Origin of the sequence: Actinoplanes awajinensis subsp. mycoplanecinus, from assembly GCF_001509495.1 — a bacterium.
GTDB lineage: Bacteria > Actinomycetota > Actinomycetes > Mycobacteriales > Micromonosporaceae > Actinoplanes > Actinoplanes palleronii.
In genome coordinates, this window is record NZ_LLZH01000318.1 from 255080 (window position 1) to 274843 (window position 19764).

Annotated in this window: 18 protein-coding genes; 7 read left to right on the forward strand and 11 right to left on the reverse strand. The window is 71.1% G+C overall.

Features of this window, described 5'->3' with window-relative positions:
• Window positions 1-22: 22 nt before the first annotated feature.
• The 6 genes from ADL15_RS42650 to ADL15_RS42675 all read right to left on the reverse strand — a co-directional run bounded on the left by ADL15_RS42650 (window position 23) and on the right by ADL15_RS42675 (window position 7167).
• Window positions 23-511: a TlpA family protein disulfide reductase gene (locus ADL15_RS42650; RefSeq protein ID WP_083972446.1), complete on the reverse strand. Its 489-nt coding sequence runs from the start codon at window positions 509-511 to the stop codon at window positions 23-25.
• Window positions 512-532: 21 nt separating this feature from the next.
• Window positions 533-2635, reverse strand: a complete 2103-nt coding sequence (locus ADL15_RS42655) for an ABC transporter ATP-binding protein (protein ID WP_083972447.1) — start codon at window positions 2633-2635, stop codon at window positions 533-535.
• Between the two features lie 442 nt (window positions 2636-3077).
• Window positions 3078-4208 carry a glycosyltransferase family 4 protein gene (locus ADL15_RS42660; protein WP_067704666.1) on the reverse strand — a complete coding sequence of 377 codons (1131 nt, stop codon included), beginning with the start codon at window positions 4206-4208 and terminating at the stop codon, window positions 3078-3080.
• The gene (locus ADL15_RS42665; RefSeq protein ID WP_067704668.1) at window positions 4208-5464 is read right to left on the reverse strand and encodes a M48 family metallopeptidase; all 1257 of its coding nucleotides are present in this window, start codon (window positions 5462-5464) and stop codon (window positions 4208-4210) included. Before ADL15_RS42665 ends, ADL15_RS42660 begins: the two co-directional genes overlap by 1 nt.
• Before the next feature lie 28 nt (window positions 5465-5492).
• Entirely contained in the window at window positions 5493-5705 is a 213-nt protein-coding gene (locus ADL15_RS42670) for a hypothetical protein (RefSeq protein ID WP_067704670.1), read from the reverse strand.
• Between the two features lie 88 nt (window positions 5706-5793).
• Entirely contained in the window at window positions 5794-7167 is a 1374-nt protein-coding gene (locus tag ADL15_RS42675; protein WP_067704672.1) for an NYN domain-containing protein, read from the reverse strand.
• Between the two features lie 104 nt (window positions 7168-7271).
• On the opposite strand from ADL15_RS42675, the gene ADL15_RS42680 reads away from it, so the two are divergent.
• The 4 genes from ADL15_RS42680 to ADL15_RS42695 all read left to right on the forward strand — a co-directional run bounded on the left by ADL15_RS42680 (window position 7272) and on the right by ADL15_RS42695 (window position 12433).
• Window positions 7272-9071, forward strand: a complete 1800-nt coding sequence (locus ADL15_RS42680; RefSeq protein ID WP_067704675.1) for a DEDD exonuclease domain-containing protein — start codon at window positions 7272-7274, stop codon at window positions 9069-9071.
• 88 nt (window positions 9072-9159) lie between these two features.
• Window positions 9160-10962, forward strand: coding sequence for a RelA/SpoT family protein (locus ADL15_RS42685; protein WP_067704678.1), 1803 nt, complete (start codon window positions 9160-9162; stop codon window positions 10960-10962).
• Window positions 10963-10994: 32 nt separating this feature from the next.
• A complete protein-coding gene (locus ADL15_RS42690; protein WP_083972448.1) occupies window positions 10995-11558 on the forward strand; it encodes an NUDIX hydrolase in 564 nt (187 codons plus the stop codon).
• Between the two features lie 23 nt (window positions 11559-11581).
• Window positions 11582-12433 (forward strand): NTP transferase domain-containing protein, encoded by an 852-nt coding sequence (locus tag ADL15_RS42695; protein WP_067704955.1) that lies wholly within the window; start codon window positions 11582-11584, stop codon window positions 12431-12433.
• Here ADL15_RS42695 and ADL15_RS42700 read toward each other — a convergent pair.
• The 5 genes from ADL15_RS42700 to ctaE all read right to left on the reverse strand — a co-directional run bounded on the left by ADL15_RS42700 (window position 12430) and on the right by ctaE (window position 17082).
• On the reverse strand, window positions 12430-12717 hold the full coding sequence (locus tag ADL15_RS42700) for an Lrp/AsnC family transcriptional regulator (protein WP_067704684.1): 288 nt from the start codon (window positions 12715-12717) through the stop codon (window positions 12430-12432). The two genes, ADL15_RS42695 and ADL15_RS42700, sit on opposite strands and share 4 nt — an antisense overlap.
• 167 nt (window positions 12718-12884) lie before the next feature.
• Window positions 12885-14495, reverse strand: coding sequence for a cytochrome bc1 complex cytochrome b subunit (gene qcrB, locus ADL15_RS42705; RefSeq protein ID WP_067704688.1), 1611 nt, complete (start codon window positions 14493-14495; stop codon window positions 12885-12887).
• Window positions 14492-15589, reverse strand: a complete 1098-nt coding sequence (gene qcrA, locus ADL15_RS42710) for a cytochrome bc1 complex Rieske iron-sulfur subunit (RefSeq protein WP_067704691.1) — start codon at window positions 15587-15589, stop codon at window positions 14492-14494. The genes qcrB and qcrA overlap by 4 nt, the downstream gene beginning before the upstream one ends.
• A complete protein-coding gene (gene qcrC / locus ADL15_RS42715; RefSeq protein ID WP_067704696.1) occupies window positions 15586-16434 on the reverse strand; it encodes a cytochrome bc1 complex diheme cytochrome c subunit in 849 nt (282 codons plus the stop codon). Before qcrC ends, qcrA begins: the two co-directional genes overlap by 4 nt.
• 51 nt (window positions 16435-16485) lie before the next feature.
• Window positions 16486-17082, reverse strand: coding sequence for an aa3-type cytochrome oxidase subunit III (gene ctaE / locus ADL15_RS42720; protein WP_067704698.1), 597 nt, complete (start codon window positions 17080-17082; stop codon window positions 16486-16488).
• 108 nt (window positions 17083-17190) lie between these two features.
• On the opposite strand from ctaE, the gene ADL15_RS42725 reads away from it, so the two are divergent.
• Genes ADL15_RS42725 through trpD form a run of 3 tightly spaced genes read left to right on the forward strand, consistent with a single transcriptional unit; the run spans window position 17191 to window position 19742 of the window.
• Window positions 17191-18162, forward strand: a complete 972-nt coding sequence (locus ADL15_RS42725; RefSeq protein ID WP_067704957.1) for a cytochrome c oxidase assembly protein — start codon at window positions 17191-17193, stop codon at window positions 18160-18162.
• Between the two features lie 49 nt (window positions 18163-18211).
• Complete coding sequence (locus ADL15_RS42730; protein WP_067704701.1) at window positions 18212-18646, forward strand: response regulator; 435 nt, start codon at window positions 18212-18214, stop codon at window positions 18644-18646.
• Between the two features lie 37 nt (window positions 18647-18683).
• Window positions 18684-19742 (forward strand): anthranilate phosphoribosyltransferase, encoded by a 1059-nt coding sequence (gene trpD / locus ADL15_RS42735; RefSeq protein ID WP_067704703.1) that lies wholly within the window; start codon window positions 18684-18686, stop codon window positions 19740-19742.
• Window positions 19743-19764 lie beyond the last annotated feature (22 nt).

Here is a 19764-nt window from a genome sequence, read left to right on the forward strand (position 1 = left end):
CGGTGCGGAGTGCGCCGCAACCTCACACGCTGCGGAGCAGAGCGGCGAGGGCGGCGATCAGGTGTGGCTTGGTCGGGATGCCGGTGGCGCGCCGGGTGACCCGCCCGTCGGCGTCCAGGATCAGCAGCGTCGGGGTGCGCCAGATGCTCAGCTCGCGCACCTCGTCCAGGTGGCTCTCGGCGTCAACCTCCACGTGCCGCACCTCCGGCAGCAGCGCGACGACCTCGGCGCTGATCCGGCGCAGCGCCCGGCACGGCGCGCAGAACGCGGTGGAGAACTGCAACAGCGTGACCCGGCCGGGCTCCGCACCGAGGCGCGCCAGCAGCGCCGGGTCGAGCCGCTCGATCTCCTGCACATCTTCCACGCCGCCAGTCTGCTCCACCGCCCCGTCCACCGGCACCGGGGCCGGGGCGACCGGGCGCAGGCGGCCGTCGACGCGGCGGCGCCACAGGCCCACGCCCGCCCCGGCCACCAGCACCACCGCGACCGCACTTAATCCCACCGGATCCATAGGTTTACTGTGACACGCCGATCAGGTGGATTGATAGGCGCTGGCCTGCAGTGTGAACAACTGGGCGTAGGTCCCGCCGGCCGCGATCAACTCGTCGTGACCGCCCTCCTCGACCACCACCCCGTGATCCAGCACGTAGATCCGGTCGGCCTCCCGCACACTCGCCATCCGGTGCGTGATCAGCACGACGGTGCGGCCCTGCGCCAGCTCCCGCAGCCGCCGGTACACCTCGTGCTCGGCGCGCGCGTCCAGGTTCGCGGTCGGCTCGTCGCAGATCAGCAGCGGCGCGTCCCGGTGGAACGCCCGGCTCACCGCGAGCCGCTGCCACTGCCCGCCGGACAGGTCCGCACCGTCGGTGAAGTGCCGGGACAGCAGCGTCTCGTATGTCCGGGGCAGCTCCATCACGAAGTCGTGTGCGTCACCCGCCCGCGCCGACGCCTGCACCTGGGCCAGCGACGCGGGCCGATCGTGCCGCCCGATCGCGATGTTGGCCCGGGCGGAGAGCGGCCACCGGGTCGGCTCCTGCATCACCACGGCGACCCGCTCGCGCACCGACTCCGGCGGGAACCGGGACGCGTCCGCACCGTCCCAGGTGATCGTGCCGTGCTGCGGGCGGTACAGCCCGGCCAGCACGGCGGCGAGCGTGGACTTGCCCGAGCCGTTCTCGCCGACCAGCGCGATGATCTCGCCGCGGCGCAGGGTCATGCTGATCCCGGCGACCGCGTCCCGGTCCGCGTCCGGGTAGCGGAACGTCACCCCGTCCAGCCGGAGCTCACTGAACGCGGCCGGCGCCCGCGGCTCCGACTCGGCGCCGGCAGAGGAAGGCGCAGCGCCGGCAACAAAAGGCCCGGCAGAGGAAGGCTCGGCAGGAGAAGGCTCGGCAGAGGAAGGCTCGGCCCGGGTCTCGGACAGCTCGCAGAACCCTTGGAAGTCGGAGAAGTACAAGCCCTGCTCGTAGACCCGGTTCGCGGCGAAGGCCAGCTCGCTCAGCTTCCCGATGCCGATGTTTATCGCGTACGCCGCCGCGCCACCGGCGGCCAGCTCCATCCGGCCGGTCCAGAGCAGCCAGCACAGCGCCGCGTAGGTCAGCCCGGTGATCAGCCCGCTGAGCGCCCGCCCGTACAAATTGGTGCGAACCGCCCGGGTGACCACCCGGACCTCCTCCACGGTCGCGAGCCGCAGCAGCCGGGCCGCCTCGGCGACCAGGAACCGTCGTACGGTGAAAGCCCGCAGCTCACCCGCGGGCTCCCGGGCGGCCAGGAGATCAGCGAGCATCCGGTGCCGTCGCCAGACGGCGATGTAGCGCAGCCGGCTGCGGTAACCGGCCCGGGCCGCCCGCACCGCCGCCCACCCGGTCGGCACCACCGCGCAGACCAGCAGCGGCAGCAGCACCGGGTGCAGCACGGCCAGCACCCCGGCCACCGCGACCAGCCCGATCACGTGGGTGAGCACCTCGATGCCGACGTCGACGACCTGCTGGGCGGCGTAGATGCCCCGGTCCCGGGCCCGTTCCATGGCGTCCCGCCACTGCGGATCGTCGAACGTCGCCAGATCCACCCGGGTGGTCAGATCGAGCAGGCGGTTCTCCGCGGCCTCGTAAACCGCCGGCGACAGGCGTCCGTGGGCCGCGGTCGCCGCCGACGCCAGCAGTCCGCGCAGGGCAAGAGCCACAATCAAAATCACCAGCGACGGTACGGCAGCAGCCACCCGTTCCGGTGTCGGCCCGGCCCGCAGCAGCCCGTCGAAGACCCCGACCACGCTGATCAGTCCGAGGGCGCCGGCCAGCCCCGCCGCGATCTGCAGCACCACCACCGCACCTGCGGTACGCCGGTCGGCCCGCCAGGCGAGCAACCACGCGGAGCGGAGCAGGCGTGGCAGCCGCCGCAGCATCCGCAGAAAGCTGGTGTTGGCCGCCTCCTCGGTCCCGGTCAGCCAGTACGGCAGCGCCAGCTCACCGTCATCACCACCGAGCGCGGGAAGTTCGGAGTCGCCCTCCGCTCGCCCGGGATCGCCCTGCCCGGGATCGCCCTGCCCGGGATCGCCCTGCCCGGAGTCGTTCCTCCCGGAGTCGGCGGGATCGGCTGTCAGATGGTCGTCGGGGCGGGCGGGGGCGGCATCCGGCATCGGCGACCTCCGGTCGGGGTTACCTCCGCCCTCGTTCCTACGCCGCCCGCCCACCCCCTGTCCACGGAGTTCACGCCTCACTCACGCCGCACGCGGCAACTCCCTGGCGAGCCCGCAGCACCCACCCCCAGCCGCCCGGCCGCCGGACGCCGAGCGCGCCAACTTCCCATCACACAGCTGGCGAACACCGAGCAGCCGGCGGGCGCGGGGCAGCCGGCGAACGCCGGGAGGCGGCCAACGCCGGGCAGCCGGCGAACGCCGGGAGGCGCCGGGAGGCGCCGGGAGGCGCCGGGAGGCGCCGGGAGGCGCCGGGCAGGCGCTGGGCGCCGGGCAGGCGGCCGGCGCAGGGGCAGGGCGTCGATCGCCGGGCAGGCGGCGGGCAGGGCTTCGATCGCCGGGCAGGCGGCGGGCAGGGCTTCGATCGCCGGGCGTGGGGGTGCGGTCAGGCCGCCGGAGCGAGCAGTTCGGTGAGGCGGGCGGCCTGGGTCTCCCAGCGCCACTCCCGTTCCACCCACGCCCGGCCCGCCTTGCCCATCGCGCGCGCCTGATCGGGATCGGACAGCAAGCCGGCCACCCGATCGGCGATGGCGGCCACGTCGGCGCCACCCACGACATACCCCGTCTCGCCCTCGCGGACCGCGTCCGGTGCGCCGCCGGAATCACCGCCGACCACCGGCAACCCGGTGGCGGACGCCTCCAGATAGACGATGCCGAGGCCCTCGACGTCGAGGCCGGCGGCCCGGGTGCGGCACGGCATGGCATAGACGTCGCCGGCCGCGTAGTGCTCGGGCAGCTCGGCCCACGGCACCGAGCCGGTGAACACCACGTCGGACTCGACGTCGTGCTCGCGGGCCAGCCGGGCCAGCGTCTTCCGATACGGACCGCCACTGACCAGCAACAACGCAGCGCCCGGCACCCTCCGGCGGATCTCCGGCAGCGCCCGGATCAGCATGTCCTGGCCCTTGCGCGGGACCAGCCGGGACACGCAGACCACCACCGGCCGGTCGGTCAGCCCGTGCCGCTTGCGGACCGCGGACCCGTCCACACCGGGGTGGAACGTGTCCACGTCGACCCCGGGCGCCAGCCGCCGCAGGTCGGTCAGCCCGTGCAGCGCCTTGTCCAGCCGCACCCGCTGGTACTCGCCGAGATACGTGATCACGTCGTTGCCCCGGGCGATCCGGCGCAGCAGGCCGCGAGCGCCGGGCAGCGCCGCCCAGCCGATCTCGTGCCCGTGGGTGATACCGACCGCGCGGGTGATCCCGGCGTCCCGGCGCAGGCCGTGCGCGAGCAGGCCGAGCGGGGCCGCCGCGCCGAACAGGACGCTGTCGCACCCGTGCGACCGGGCCAGCTCGGCGGCCCGGCGGGCGACCGACGGGGTGGGCAGCAGCATCCCGGTGTCCTCCCGGACCACCTCGAACGGCTGCTCGGCGTCGAACGCCGCGGCGCCCTTCCAGGTGGACGAGTAGACCACCACCGAACCGGCCGGCTGGCGCACCGCGAGGTTGTGCACGAACTGCTGGATGCCGCCGGGCCGGGGCGGGAAGTCGTTGGTGACCAGCAGGGTGCGCCCCATCAGCGTTCTCCCCGGGCGTACGCGCGGGCCGCGGCCATCCGCTGCACGGTGGACGGGTGCGAGGCGAACATCAGGAACTCCCAGGTCGGCGGATCAGGATCGGACAGGTTGAGGGTGCCGAGGCGGCGCTGCATGGCCTCGAACGTCGCCGGGTCGCCGGTCAGCGCCAGGGAGTGCTGGTCGGCGCGGGCCTCGATGCGCCGCGACACGAACGCCTGGCCCGGCCCGCTGAGCAGCCCGGCGACCGCGGCGACGGCGAGCAGCAGGCCGATCGCCCGGGGCTCGCCGATCGAGTCGACCCCGGCCAGCCGCAGCAGCCCGGCCCAGGAGCCGAGCAGGTAGAGCGCGATCACCGCGAGGGCCGCGCCCAGGGCGCCCAGCAGCGTCCCGGTCAGCACGTCGCCGTCCTTGGCGTGGCCCAGCTCGTGCGCGGTCACCGACACCACCTCCTCCGGGGTGGCCTCGGTGAGCAGGGTGTCGTAGACGACGATCCGGCGGGTCGGGCCGAGCCCGGAGACATACGCGTTCACCGCCCGGGTGCGCCGGGACGCGTCGGCGACCAGCACGTCGCGCACCGGCACGCCGTCGGCGGCGGCGAGCGCGATCAGCTCGGTGCGCAGCGGCCCGTCCGGCATCGCGGTGAACTTGTTGAAGATCGGCTCGACCACCACCGGGAGCACGAACGAGAGCAGCACCACCAGCCCGGCCGCGCCGGCCGCCCCGAACGCCCACCACCAGCGGGGCGCGGCGTGCGTGACGGCGAAGAACCCGGCCAGCGCCAGCCCGCCCAGCACCGCGCCGACCGCGAAGGACTTCAGCAGGTCGGCGCCCCAGCCGCCCCAGGACTGGATGGAGATGCCGTAGCGCACCACGATGGTGTGCCGCCAGGCCGCCAGCGGCAGGGTGAGCAGCTCACCGGCGAGCACCACGAGCATGCCGCCGAGCACCGCCCGGGCCAGCCAGTGGTCACCGAACGGCCGGCCGGCCAGCTCGACCAGCCGCGCGCCGATCGGGGTGAGCCCGAGGACCAGCGCGACCAGCAGGCTCAGGGCCATCCCCGCGTAGCTGCCGGGCCGCAGCTCGGCGTGGAACCGCCGGGCCCGGGCCACCTGCTCGGCGGGCAACTGGCCGAGCGCGGCGACCTGGTCGGCACGCGGCGCCGGGGCGCGGTGCCAGGGCACGGTCAGCGCCGCGACGACCACGAGCGCCACCACCAGCACCCCGAACGACACCAGGGCCCACATTCGCGGAGTCATGACCGCACATCCTAAAGAGTTCTCATGATCACGCCACGTGGCGGTGGAGCGGCACCACCACCGGTGGCTCCGGGGTCTCCAGCAGCTCCACCTCGAAGCCGGCCAGCTCGAACGTCTCGATCGCCCGCAGCTCGCCGGGAGTCAGGTCGGCGATCCCGTCGGGTGTCTGTGCGAGCACGCTGACCAGGCACCCGGCGCACTCGACGGTCCGCTCGACGCAACGACCACAATCGATGATCATCACCCCTCCTCAGCACCGAGGCCCGACCCGAGCGACGGACCGATCACCTCAAGTGACCGTCACGCTAGGCGAGGGGTACGACAACTTCTCAGGAGCGGGCGAGCCGGCGCAGCAGCGAGTCGGCGCCCATCGGGTACGCACCGTGCCGGCGCACGCCGTCGGCCACCTCGCGGTCGGAGGAGACCACCACCACCGGGCGGCCCGGCGGCTCGGCCCGGACCAGCTGACGGATCAGCTCGTCGGCGGTGGTGCCCTTGCGGGAGAACAGCACCCGCACCCCGCGCGGCGCCGGCGGCAGGCCGTGCACCCGCTCGGCGCCGTCGAAGACCACTGTCACCTCGTCGCCGGTCTGCGCGGCTATCCCGCCCAGCCCGGTGATCAGGCGCTTGCGCTGCTGCTCCAGGGACATGTCGGCGAACCCGCGCTTGGTCACGTTGTACCCGTCCACCACCAGGTGGGCGCGGGGCAGCGCGAGCAGCTGGTCGAGCCGGCCCGGGTCGTCGGTGTCCTGTGCGCGGGCCCGGGAGCGCTCCGGAGCGCCGGGCCGGTCGGCCGAGGCCTCTGCCACGAAGTCGGCGGGCAGTTTGTCGGTCGGGTCCAGCGCCAGCTCGCGGCGCAGCCCGGTGGCCGCCTGGCCGATCGTCTCGAGCAGCAGCCAGAGGCGGGCGTCGTCGACCGCCCGGGCGTCCTTGACCGCCTGCTTGCCGGTGGCCGCGGAGGCCTCGGCGTCGGCGAGACGGGACCGCATCCGGCGTACCTCCGCCTCGTGGTCGAGAACGACCCGGGACGCGCGCCCCTTCTCGGTGGCCAGCAGATCGGCCGCGCGCTTCTGCCCGGCCTGCGCCTCGCGCAGCGCCTTGGCCGTGCTGCGCGACTCCTCGCGCAGCTGGCCGAGCTCCTCGCGGACCCGGGCCAACTCGTCACGCAGCTTGTCGGCCTCGACCCGGGCCACCGCACGGTCGTGCTCGGCACGGGTGGCGCGCTGCTCGGCGGCCCGGATCCGGTCGGCCAGCGCGGCGCTGTCGGCGTCGGCCCGGACCACGTCGCCGGCCGCCTCGATCAGCTCGCGCCAGCCGTCCGGGCGGGACAGGTAGGCCAGCGCGGCGACCTCGACCGGATCGGCCGCGGCCGGGGCGACCCCGCTGGTCACGGCGGTGCCCAGGTCACCGGCCTCGGTGATGATCCGGGTGCCGAGCCGCTGCCGGAACAACGGGTCAGCGGTGAGCTGGGCGGCGATCTCCCGGCCGCCGAGCCGGGCCCGCCGGTTCGGCGCGAAACGGGCCACCCGGCGCAACGCTGCCGGGATCTCGTCGGCCGGCAGCCCGGGCAGCGCCGCGGCGGACAGCGTCATGATCCGTTGACGGACCGCCTCCGGGAGAATCGGCTCCGGAAGGGTGAATTCCGCATCCGTCGGCGCCGCCTCCTCGAGGGGGCGGTCATCGGGGTCAAGCGGCGCGGACATGCTCCCATTCTCACACCGTGGCCCGCCAAAACGCTTGTCGAGTCAAGTGATCTTTTCCGGCCCGGCTCGGTTTCTGTCGTACCCCCGCTCTAAGGTTCCCCGCCGTGGCACAACCCGCTTACGTGCAGGGCACTCTGGACACGTTGCTGTCCGCCGACGGTTCGGTGGATCCGGCCGCCGTCTCGCTCGCCGACACCACCTTCGTGGTGCTCGACCTGGAGACCACCGGCGGCGCTCCGGACGGCGGCGGGATCACCGAGATCGGCGCCGTCAAGGTCCGCTCCGGCGAGCAGCTGGCCGAGTTCGGCACGCTGGTCAACCCGGGTCAGCCGTTGCCGCCGTTCATCTCGGTGCTGACCGGGATCACCGAGGCGATGCTGCGCCCGGCTCCGTCGATCGAGACGGTGCTGCCGGCCCTGCTGGAGTTCCTGCGCGGCGCGGTGCTGGTGGCACACAACGCGCCGTACGACGTCGGGTTCCTCAAGGCCGCCTGCGCCAAGCACGGTTATCCGTGGCCGGCGCCCCGGGTGCTGGACACCGCCGCCCTGGCCCGGCGCGCGCTGACGAACGACGAGGTGCCGAACCGCAAGCTCGGCACCCTGGCCCAGTTCTTCCGCTCGACGGTCGCGCCGAACCACCGGGCGCTCGACGACGCCAAGGCCACCGTCGACGTGCTGCACGGGCTGATCGAGCGGCTGGGCAGCTTCCGGGTGCACACCCTGGGCGACGCGATCGAGTTCGGCAAGGCGGTCACCCCGGCGCAGCGCAACCGGCGGCACCTGGCCGACAACCTGCCGCACGTGCCGGGGGTCTACATCTTCCGGGCCGCCGACGAGCGCCCGCTCTACGTCGGCACGTCCAAGGACGTCGCCACCCGGGTGCGCAGCTATTTCACCGCCGGCGAGAAGCGCGCCCGGATCTCCGAGATGCTCACCGCCGCGGTCCGGGTGGAGGCGCTGGAGTGTGCCCACTCGCTCGAGGCCGAGGTGCGTGAGCTGCGGCTGATCGCGGCGCACGCCCCGCCGTACAACCGGCGGTCGAAGTATCCGGAGCGGATGGTCTGGCTGAAGCTGACCGCCGAGGCGTACCCACGGCTCTCGGTGGTCCGCCGGTTCGCCGACGACGACGCGACCTACCTCGGGCCGTTCTCCTCCCGGCGCACCGCCGAGCTGGCCGCGGCCGGTGTCTACGACGCCGTGCCGCTGCGCCAGTGCAACCACAAACTCTCGCTGCGCTCGAAGACCCCGGCCTGCGCGCTGGCCGAGCTGGGCCGCTGCCCGGCCCCCTGCGAGCACGAGATCACCCCGGAGGAGTACGACGTTCGCGCCGCCCTCCCGTTCCGGGTCGCCACCTCGGGTGACCCCGGACCGGTGATTTCCGCCATCCTGGAGCGCATCGAGTCGCTCAGCGACAAGCAGCGGTACGAAGAGGCGGCCACCGTCCGGTCCCGCCTGATCGCCCTGCTGCGCGCCCTGATCCGGATGCAGCGGCTGAACGCGCTGACCCGGCTCCCCGAGATCGTCGCCGCCCGGCGGGACGACCACGGCGGCTGGGAGATCGCCGTGATCCGGTACGGCCGGCTGGCCGCCGCGGCCACCTCCCCGCCCCGTGAGCACCCACGTCCCACGCTGGACACGGCCCGGTTGACGGCCGAGACGGTCCTTCCCGGACCGGGTCCGGTGCCGGCCGCGTCGGCCGAGGAGACCGAGCGGGTTCTGGCCTGGCTGGACCGGCCCGACACCCGCCTGGTGGAGACGTCCGGCGACTGGGTGTCACCGGCTCGTGGCGCCGCGCGTTTTGCCGGCCTCCTCACCAGGGCCGAGGCGGCAGCGTCCGGTCAAGACTCGACCGTTCGCCTATCGGTAACTGACCGTTCGGATGACGCTCGCTCGCTTAGGCTGTAAGGCAGAGCCTCGTGGTGATTCAGCCATCACGGGTTCGAGTGCCATGCTTCGTCGAGAACGCATGGACGATCGGTGAGGGGGTGTCCGGGTGGACGTCGACGCCGGCCACGGCGCCGCTCTCGGTCGTGCCCTGCCGGCCACCCCGTCTCAGGTCGGGTCCGCGAGCCCGCTGAGCCTCACCCAGCGGCTCCGCTCGTTCCTGAGCTTCCAGGGCAATGACGACGATCCGGTCTCCGAATTGGCCCGGACCCATCGCAGCATCCATCCGTCGGCCGACGTGGCCCTGCTCCGCCGCAGTTATGCGATCGCCGAGAGCATGCACCGCGGCCAGTTCCGCAAGTCCGGTGATCCGTACATCACGCATCCGCTCGCCGTCGCGCAGATCTGCGCCGAGCTGGGCATGGACACCACCACCCTGGTCGCCTCGCTGCTGCACGACACGGTGGAGGACACCAGCTACACGCTGGAGGCGCTGGAGGGTGACTTCGGCGCCGAGGTGACCCACCTGGTCGACGGGGTGACCAAGTTCGACAAGGCGTTCTACGGCAAGGCCGCCGAGGGCGAGACGATCCGCAAGATGATCGTCGCGGCCGGCAAGGACGTCCGGGTGCTGGTGATCAAGCTGGCCGACCGGCTGCACAACATGCGGACGCTGGGCGCCCGCTCCCCCGCGTCCCGGGCCCGGATCGCCAACGCCACGCTGGACGTGCTGGTCCCGCTCTGTGACCGGCTCGGCATCCAGGCGCTCAAGCGCGACCTCGACGACGTGGTGCTCTACCACCTGGAGCCGGACTCGTTCGCCCGGATCGAGGAGCACGTCAAGAACCGCCCGGGCTGGAACGAGTACCTCACCGACGTCTCCGCCAAGGCCCGCGCCGCGCTGCGCCGGTCCCGGGTCGACGCCGAGGTGACCGCCCGTCCCCGGCACTACTACTCGATCTGGAAGGACACGGTCGCCGGCGGCCACGCGGTGCCGCTCGACCTGCCCCGGATCGCGGTGGTGGTGGACGGCCCGGAGACCGACTGTTATGCCGCGCTCGGCGCGATCCACGGCCGATGGCGCCCGGTGGCCGGCCGGTTCAAGGACTTCATCGCCTCGCCGAAGAACAACCTCTACCGGTCCCTGCACACCACCGTGGTGGGCCCGGAGGGTCGGCTGGTCGAGGTGCTGATCCGGACACAGACCATGCACCGGTATTCCGAGTACGGCGTCGCCACCAGCTACCGATATCCGAAGGTGTCCGACGAGCCGCCGGGCTCCGACCAGCTGACCTGGCTGAAACGCGTGCTCGACTGGCAGCAGGACACCACCGACGCGGCCCAGTTCCTCGACTCGCTGCGATGTGACCTCGCCGAGGCCCAGATCACGGTCTTCGCCCACGGCAACGCGTACGAGTTACCCAGCGGCTCCACCCCGGTCGATCTGGCGTACGAACTGGGCACGCAGAAGGGCGATCAATGTATCGCTGCGACCATCAACGGTCGCCTCGCTCCACTCAGCTCCCCCCTCCGTGACGGCGACGTCGTCGAGATCTTCTCGGAGACCGACGGTCAGGTCGAGAACGAGCCGAGCTCGTCCCGCGGCCCCCGCAAGGAGTGGCTCGGTTTCGTCAAGTCCAGCCAGGCCCAGATGCAGATCAACCGCTTCTTCGACGAGCGGAACGAGCCCGGTATCAGCATCAACGACAAGGTGCGCCTGGGCCGCGCGACGATCGGCCTGACGTTGCGCAAGCACGACCGCGGCCTGGCCAGTGAGGTGCCGCTGCGCCGGCTCGCCGAAGACATGGGCTACCCCGACCTGGAGACCCTGCTGGTCGCGGTCTGCGAGCGCACCGTGGAGCCGGACGCGGTGGTCGAGCAGCTCATCGCCATGGTCGACCACCCGGACTGAGACACGCCGCGGGCCCGGCTAGCCTTGGGCGGGTGAACATCTCTCGGCGGGTGCGTGGCCTGGCATACCAAGTGTTCTATGGGCTGCCCCTGCCGGTCCGCCGTCAGGTGGCCCGGGCGGTCTCCCCGAAATACCTGGTCGGCGCGGTCGCGGTGATCCGTGACGCGGAGGCGGCCGGCACCGACCGGATCCTGCTGCTGCGTCAGCCGCCGGGCCGGGCCTGGGGTCTGCCGGCCGGTCTGCTCAAGCGCGGCGAGATGCCCGCCGTCGGCGCGGCCCGCGAGCTGCACGAGGAGTCCGGTGTCCGGGTCGAGCCGGGTGACCTGATCCCCGGCAATCCGAACGCGATCGTCCACCCGAGCGCCGGTTCGGTGGACATGGTCTGGTTCGGCTGGGTGCCCGCGTCCAGCACTCCGCTGATCGTCGACGGCGGCGAGGTCCTGGAGGCGAACTGGTTCCCGGTCGACGACCTGCCCCGGCTCACCTGGCCCACCGAGCGGCTGCTCGGCATCTACGGCATCGGCCCGCGGGCGGGTCAGCTGCCGGCCTCGGTTCCGTCGTCCACCCCGGCGCCGACCCGCGACTCGGCCCAGTGACCGCAGAGGTGACCTCCCCCGCGATGACCACTCCGGAGATCTGCGGCATCGTCCTGGCCGCCGGCGAGGGCCAGCGCCTGCGCCCGCTCACCGGGGCCGTACCGAAGGCGCTCTGCCCGGTCGGCAACCTTCCGCTGCTCGATCACGCCCTGCGCCGGCTGGCCGGGCTGGGTCTCACCGGCCCGGACCGGGTCGCGGTGAACGCGGCGTACCTGGCCGACCAGGTGATCACGCACGCCACCGGCCGGGCCCATCTCTCCCCCGAACCGGACGGCCCGCTGGGCACCTCCGGCGGTGTGGCCCGGCTGCGGAGCTGGATCGACGGCCGGGGCGTCCTGGTCGGCAACGCGGACGCCTACCTGGCCGACCCGTTCCGCGACCCCGGCAAGGACATCGCCGCCCTGCTGTCGGGCTGGTCCGGCGACACGGTCCGGATGCTCACCAAGCCCTGCTTCCCGGGCGACACCGGCGGCTTCAGCGGCAACCGCTTCGCCGGCTTCTCCCTGCTCCCGTGGCGCTACGTCACCGATCTGCCCGACCAGTCCGACAACCTGGTCCGCACCGCCTGGCGCCCCGCCGAATCGGAAGGCGCCCTGGAGCTCATCGCATACGAGGGCTACTACCTGGACACCGGCACCCCCGCCGACTACCTGACGGCAAATCTCCACGCCGCCGGCGGGAGCACTCTGCTCGACCCCACCGCCACCCTCACCGGCACCGCCACGGAGTCAGTGATCGGCGCGGGCGCTCAGGTCGCCGGCACGATCACCCGCAGCGTGATCTGGCCCGGCGCCACCGTCGCCCCCGGCGAATCCCTCACGGACGCGATCAGGGCCACCAACGGCCTGACGATCCAGGCCACCCGCCAGTCCTAATCGGCGTCGGGCAGGCCGATCGCGAACGCATCGTCGAGGTCGTGCTTGGAGTAGGCCCGGAACGCGATGTGCGACTCGGTGTTGATCACCCCGGGCGTCTTGGAGATCCGCCCCGCGATCACCTCGGCGATGTCATCGAACCTCGGGACGCGGACGATCGCGATCAGATCCACGTTCCCCGCCACCGAGTAGACCTCGCTGACCCCCTCGAGCGCCGCGAGCGCCTCCGCCACCTCAGGAATCGAGTCGGTAGCACAGTCGATGTGCACAATCGCGGTATTCACCGAAACATCTCCTCACCCAGAAAACCACAGTCGGCTCATGCTATCCCCGTACAAAAGCAGGCTCTGAGCCGCAAGCGGAAAGCCTGCCTCGACCCGGCTGATCACGCCGGTCCGGAAACGAATCGGCCCGCCGGCGCAGAACGCCGACGGGCCGAGACCACGAACACTCACCGCTTGGCGGAAATCTCTTCCTTCTTCGCGGACCCGATGGGAGCCGGGGAAACCGGAGTCTCCGCCGGAGCCTCGACCGGGAAGAAGAATCCCTTGACCGCCGGCCCGAGGGCACCGATCTTGTTCATCTTCTTGGGCACGACCCACCCGGCGTACTCGAGCGGCACCGGATGTCCGTGCTCGTCCACCGGCCCGAGCGGCTGATGGATCTCCTCGAACTTCCCGTTCGGAAGTCGCCGGATGATGCCCGTCTCGACACCGTGCGCCAGCACCTCCCGGTCGTGCTGCTGCAGACCGAGCGCGATCCGCACCGAGATGTAGTACGCCAGCGGCGGCAGGACCAGCAGGCCGATCCGGCCCGCCCAGGTCATCGCGTTCAGGCTGATGTGGAACTTGTCCGCGATGACGTCGTTGGCGCCGGAGAGCGTCGCGACGGTGAAGAACGCCAGCGCCATCATGCCGATGCCGAGCCGCTCCGGGTTGTCCCGGGGCCGCTGCAGCAGGTGGTGGCTGCGGGTGTCCTTCAGCTTGCGAGCTTCCAGCCACGGGTACGCCATCGGCAGCGTGAACAGCGCGCCGAGGCCGACCACGGCCGGCCAGAACAGCGGCGGGATGCTGTAACCGTCGCCGAACGGGATGTAGATCTGCCAGTTCGGCATGAGCCGGACCAGGCCGTCCATGAACATGACGTACCAGTCGGGCTGGCTGGCCGAGGAGACCTCGGAAGCCCGGTACGGCCCGAAAAGCCAGATCGGGTTGATCTGGAACAGGCCGGCCATCAGCGCGATGACGCCGAAGACGGCCATGAAGAAGCCGCCCTGCTTCATGGCGTACCGCGGGAACATCCGCTCGCCGACCACGTTCTCGTTGGTCCGCAGCGGACCCGCCCACTGGGTGTGCTTCTGCTTGAACACGATGCCCAGGTGGACGCTGATCAGCGCGAGCAGGATGCCCGGGATGAGCAGCACGTGCGCGATGTAGAACCGGCCGAGGATGAACTCGCCCGGGAACTCGCCGCCGAAGATCGCCGCGGAGACCCAGGTGCCGACGACCGGGATGGACAACATGATCGCCGAGGCGATGCGCAGACCGGTGCCGGACAGACCGTCGTCGGGGAGCGAGTAGCCGGTGAAGCCGGCGAGGAACCCGAGCAGGAACAGCAGGACGCCGATCACCCAGTTGATCTCACGCGGCTTGCGGAACGCGCCGGTGAAGAACACCCGGGCCATGTGCACCACGATCGACGCCATGAACAGCAGCGCCGCCCAGTGGTGCATCTGGCGCATGAACAGACCACCGCGCACCTCGAACGAGAGGTGCAGGGAGGACGCGTACGCCGCCGACATCTCGACGCCGCGCAGTGCCGGGTAGGAGCCCTCGTATGCGATCTCCTTCATCGACGGGTCGAAGAAGAGAGTCAGGAAGACGCCGCTGAGCAGCAGCACGATGAACGAGAACAGCGCGATTTCGCCGAGCAGGAACGACCAGTGGTCCGGGAAGACCTTGTTGAGCAGGCCGCGGAGCGGGGTGGCCGCCTGGAAGCGGTCATCGGCGCCCTTGGCGAAATTGGCGGTTGCCTCGGCTGGATCTAACTTTCGGCGTTTCACGGCCGCTCCCAGAAGTCGGGTCCGACAGTGTCCTTGAAGTCAGACGTTGCCACAAAGAAACCTTCGTCGTCCACTGACAGCGGCAACATCGGCAGACGCCGGGTGGCGGGGCCGAAGATCGGCTGCGCATTGTCCGTGATCAGGAACTGCGACTGGTGACACGGGCAGAGCAGCCGGTTGGTCTGCTGCTCGTACAGGCTCGCCGGGCAACCGGCGTGCGTGCAGATCTTCGAGTAGGCGACGTAGTTGCCCCACATCGAACCCTTGTTGCGCCCGTTCTTGTCACCGTCGGCCGCCACGCGGGTCTTCTCCGCGTCGTCGGCCCGCAGGTGGATCAGCAGGGTCGGCGAGTCGGCGAACTTGTTGGTGGCGCCGCCGGGAACTCCCGGGTAGACGGTCATCTGACCGCCTGCGCTGACGTCGTCGGGACGGATCGGGGTTCCGTCGTCGCGGGTCAGCCGGACCAGCTTGTCGCCGTTCGTCTTCGGGTCGAAGCCGGTGTGGTACATCATCGGCTCGGCGTCCCGGTGCGGGTTCTGGATCAGACCGCCGACCAGCGGGGCCGCCGCGGCCAGGCCGAGAGGGGCCAGGCCGAGGCCGATCGCGCCCTTGAGCAGCGGGCGCCGCGCCACACCGAGCTCGTCCGCGACGTACATCGCGGTCTGACCGGTGATCAGCCGCTCGTCGTCGCTGGACGGGTCGCCGTGCCGCTGCTGGATCGACACCTCGTGCGGCAGCAGCTTCTTGGCCCAGGCCAGGATCGCGATGCCGAGGACGAACAGCGAGATGCCGAGGCTCACACCCAGGATCGGCGTGTAGTAGTCGCTCAGCGTGTGGCCGAGCTCGAACTTCCACGGCCAGACGATGTAGGACACCAGGAAGACCAGCGCGAACAGGCCGGACAGGAGGAACAGGAAGGAGATGTTGCGGACTACCCGCTTCTCCGCCTTCGAGTTCGGCCCCTGGAACTGCGACTCGTACGTGATGATCTCGATGTCATCGCGCCGCAGGCCTTCCTTGACGATGTCGAAGCGCGTCAGCTTCGGATCGTTCACGTCGACCGGCTCGGCGGTCGCGCCGTGGTGCGCCGTCATGACTTCCCCGCAATCCAGAGCGACGTGAAGACCAGGATGGTGATACCGATCAGGAAGATCGCCACACCCTCGGTCGCCGGGCCGTAGCGGCCCAGGTTGAACACGCCGCCCGGGTCCTTGTCGTCCTGGATCTGGGTCTGGATGTACGTGATGATCTCGCGCTTCTCGTCCGGCGAGATCTGGTTGTCACCGAAGACCGGCATGTTCTGCGGGCCGGTCAGCATGGCCGCGTAGATCTCCTCGGGGGTCGCGTCGCCCAGACTCGGAGCGAACTTGCCCGACGACAGCGCGCCACCGGCGCCACCGAAGCTGTGGCAGGAGGTGCAGTTGACCCGGAACAGCTCGCCACCGCGCGCCAGCGCGTCGGGGTTCGCCTTCAGGTCCTCGGTGAGTTCGCCGGCCGGGATCTCCGGCCCGCCACCGATCTCCTGCACGTACTGCGCGATCTGCTTGGTCTCGTCCGGAGTGAACTGCGGGGCCTTCTGCTCGGCCTGGGCCTCCTGGCGGGTCATCGGCATCCGGCCGGTGCCCACCTGGAACTCGACCGAGGCCGAACCGACGCCGATCAGGCTCGGGCCGCGCGCCTCGACACCCTGCCCGTCCCGCCCGTGGCAGGAGATGCAGCTGTTGTCGAAGAGCTCTTTGCCCTGCTGTGCCGCGGTGGAGAGTGGGGTGTTGTCCTCGGCGAACGCGCCCGGGGTGAAAGCGGTGTAAACGCCGCCGGCGAGCGCGAGCGCCGCGAGCATGCGCACCGCCGCGCCGATCCGCCGGCGTGCCCGGCTGGGCGCGCCGCGGCGCCGGGAGAACACCCGGGCACGCCTGCGGGCGGGGGTGTCAGAAGTCATGGGCTATGTCCCTCTGGGTGTGGTTAGAGATCCTCGCCTGCGGCGCTAGGTTCACTGAAGCCAATAGATCATGGCGAACAGCGCGATCCACACGATGTCGACGAAGTGCCAGTAGTACGACACGACGATCGCCGACGTCGCTTGGGCCGGGGTGAACCGGCCCATCGTCGTGCGGATCATGTAGACGATGAAGGCGATGAGGCCGCCGGTCACGTGCAGGCCGTGGAAGCCCGTGGTCAGGTAGAACATCGAGCCGTATCCGTCACCGTTGAGCTTGACGCCCTCGCTGACGAGTGTCCGGTACTCGTTCGCCTGGCCGAGCACGAAGATCAGCCCCATCACGAAGGTGATCGTGAACCAGCGCCGCAGCGCGAACACGTCACCCTTCTCCGCCGCGAAGACGCCCAGCTGGCAGGTCACAGAGGAGAGGACCAGGATCACCGTGAACGTCGTCGCATAAGGGATGTTGAGCGCCTCGGTGTGCTTCTCCCACAGCTCTGGTGCAGCCGCCCGAATGGAGAAGTACATGGCGAACAACGCCGCGAAGAACATGAGCTCGCTGGAGAGCCACACGATGGTCCCGACGCTGACCATGTTCGGTCTGGTCAGCGAGTGGATCCGGCTCTTGTCGATGGCTGCCGCTGTCACGGGCTCATTATTCCCCCGCCGAAGGTCCAAGGTCAGGCGGGGTCCCTAATCCGGCATCGTGGGCAGGGGGAATATTCGGTGACCAGCAGGTAGGTCTAGCTTCGAGTGGTGCAGTCAGTCGAAATCGCCCCGCTGGCGGACGTCGCCCGGGATACTGGACTCCCACCGTTCACCGCGGCGGCCATCTTCACCCAGTTCAACCTGGTCAGCCTGATCGCGGTGGGCCTGCTGGTCTCGGCAGCCCTTTATCTGTACGGGGTCCGGCGTCTCCGGCAGCGCGGCGACGAGTGGCCGCAGGGCCGCACGGTGGCGTTCGTCGCGGGTGGACTCGGCTCGATCGCCGCGGTGTCGGTGACCGGCATCGAGGCGTACGACACCACGCTGATCTCGGTGCACATGGTCCAGCACATGGTGCTCTCGATGATCGGGCCGATCTTCCTGGCCCTGGGCGCCCCGACCACTCTGGCCCTGCGGGTGCTGCACCAGCGACCACGCAAGGTCCTGCTCGCGGTGATCCACAGCCGGTACGTCCGGGTGCTGACGTTTCCCCTGGTCGCGTTCGGACTGTTCATCGCGAACCCGTTCATCCTCTACTTCACCGGGCTGTACCGGCTGACCCTGGAGCACGGCTGGCTGCACGAGTTCATCCACGTGCACTTCCTGATCACCGGGTGCCTGTTCTTCTGGCCGCTGCTCGGGCTGGACCCGCTGCCGAACCGGTGGCCGTACCCGGGGCGGGCGCTGCTGATGGTGCTCTCCGTGCCGTTCCACACCGTGCTCGGGCTGACCATCATGCAGGCCCGTGAGCTGCTCGGCGGCGACTGGTACCCGAACCTGCACCTGGCCTGGATGGATCCGCACTCCGACCAGGTCACGGCGGGCGGCATCCTGTGGGCCGGCGGCGAGATCGTCAGCGTCACCATGCTCGGGATCCTGGTGATCCAGTGGATCCGCCAGTCGGAGCGGGAGGCCCGCCGGGTCGACCGCGCACTGGACCGCGTGGAGATGGAGGAGGCCGCCGCGGCGGCCAAATTCACATCACCGGAGAGCGCCACGCGCCCGGCCCCCGACGCCGGATAACAGATTCGGTACGATCGGCGGGACTTACGAGGTGAAGTGGGGCACAAAGATGAGCGACACCACCACGACTCAGTACACCGTTCTGCTATACAGCGACGACCCTGCGGTGCGCGACCGGATCCGGCTCGCCATCGGCACGCGTCCGGCGGCCGATCTCTCGGTCGAGTTCACTGACGCCTCCACCTGGGAGGACTGCCGTCGGCTGCTCGACGACTACGAGATCGACCTGATGGTGCTCGACGGCGAGGCGACCCCCGCCGGCGGGCTGGGCATCGCCCGGCAGACCAAGGACGAATATCAGGATCCCCCGCCCACCTGTGTCGTGATCGCCCGTGCCGCGGACCGCTGGCTCGCGGCGTACGCACAGGCCGACGCGACTCTGCTGGCCCCGCTCGACCCGGTCACCACCGGTCAGACGGTCGCCGGCCTGCTCCGTGCCCGCCGGGCCGGCGTGGTCCCGCTGGGTGCTCTGCCCCCCAACTGACCGACTGCACGAACCACCCCCCGACGGAGGCCCCGCCATGGGCGCACGCACCTGGCCGAATCTGACGAGTTCCCTGCTGCGTGGCGAGGAACTCGCCACCGCGGACACGGCCTGGGCGATGGGCGAGATCATGGCGGGCAACGCCACGCCGGCCCAGATCGCCGGTTTCGCGGTGGCGCTGCGCGCCAAGGGCGAGACACCGGCCGAGCTGGCCGGCCTGGTGGAGGCGATGCTCGCCAACGCCACGCTGGTGGTGCTGCCCGAGGAAACCCGCACCCGTGCGGTCGACGTGGTCGGCACCGGCGGCGACCGGGCCAACACGGTGAACATCTCCACCATGGCGGCCGTCGTGGCGGCCTCCGCCGGGGTGACGGTGGTCAAGCACGGCAACCGCTCGGCCTCCTCCACCACCGGCACCGCCGACCTGCTGGAGCACTTCGGCATCCCGCTGAACCTGGGGCCGGCCGGGGTGAACCGGACGGTCGCCGAGGCCGGCATCGGGTTCTGCTTCGCGGCCCGCTACCACCCCGGCATGCGGCACGCCGCGGTCACCCGGCGCGAGCTGGGTGTGCCCACCTTCTTCAACGTGCTCGGCCCGCTGACCAACCCGGCCCGGCCGACGGCGGCCGCGGTCGGCTGCTTCGACCCGCGGATGGCACCGGTGATGGCCGAGGTCTTCGCCCGGCGCGGCGACTCGGCGCTGGTGATGCGCGGCGAGGACGGCCTGGACGAGTTCACCACCACCGCGCCGACCCGTCTCTGGCTGGCCCGGGACGGCAAGGTCGAGGAGCTGCTCGTCGACAGCACCCAGCTGGGCCTGCCACGCAGCGAGCCGGGCGCGCTGCGCGGTGGCGACACCGCGTTCAACGCCGACGTGGCGCGGCGTGTGTTCGCCGGAGAGAGCGGCCCGGTGCGGGACGCGGTGCTGCTCAACGCCGCGGCCGCGTTCGCGGCGCAGAGTGGCTTTCCGGGCGACTTCCGGGACACCATGCGGGCCGGCATCAACCGGGCCGCCGAGGCGATCGACTCCGGCGCCACCACCGCGCTGCTGGAGCGCTGGGTCGCGGCGGCGCAGGCGGCCAAGGCCGCCGAATAAGGCACTACCTGCTGAAAAATCC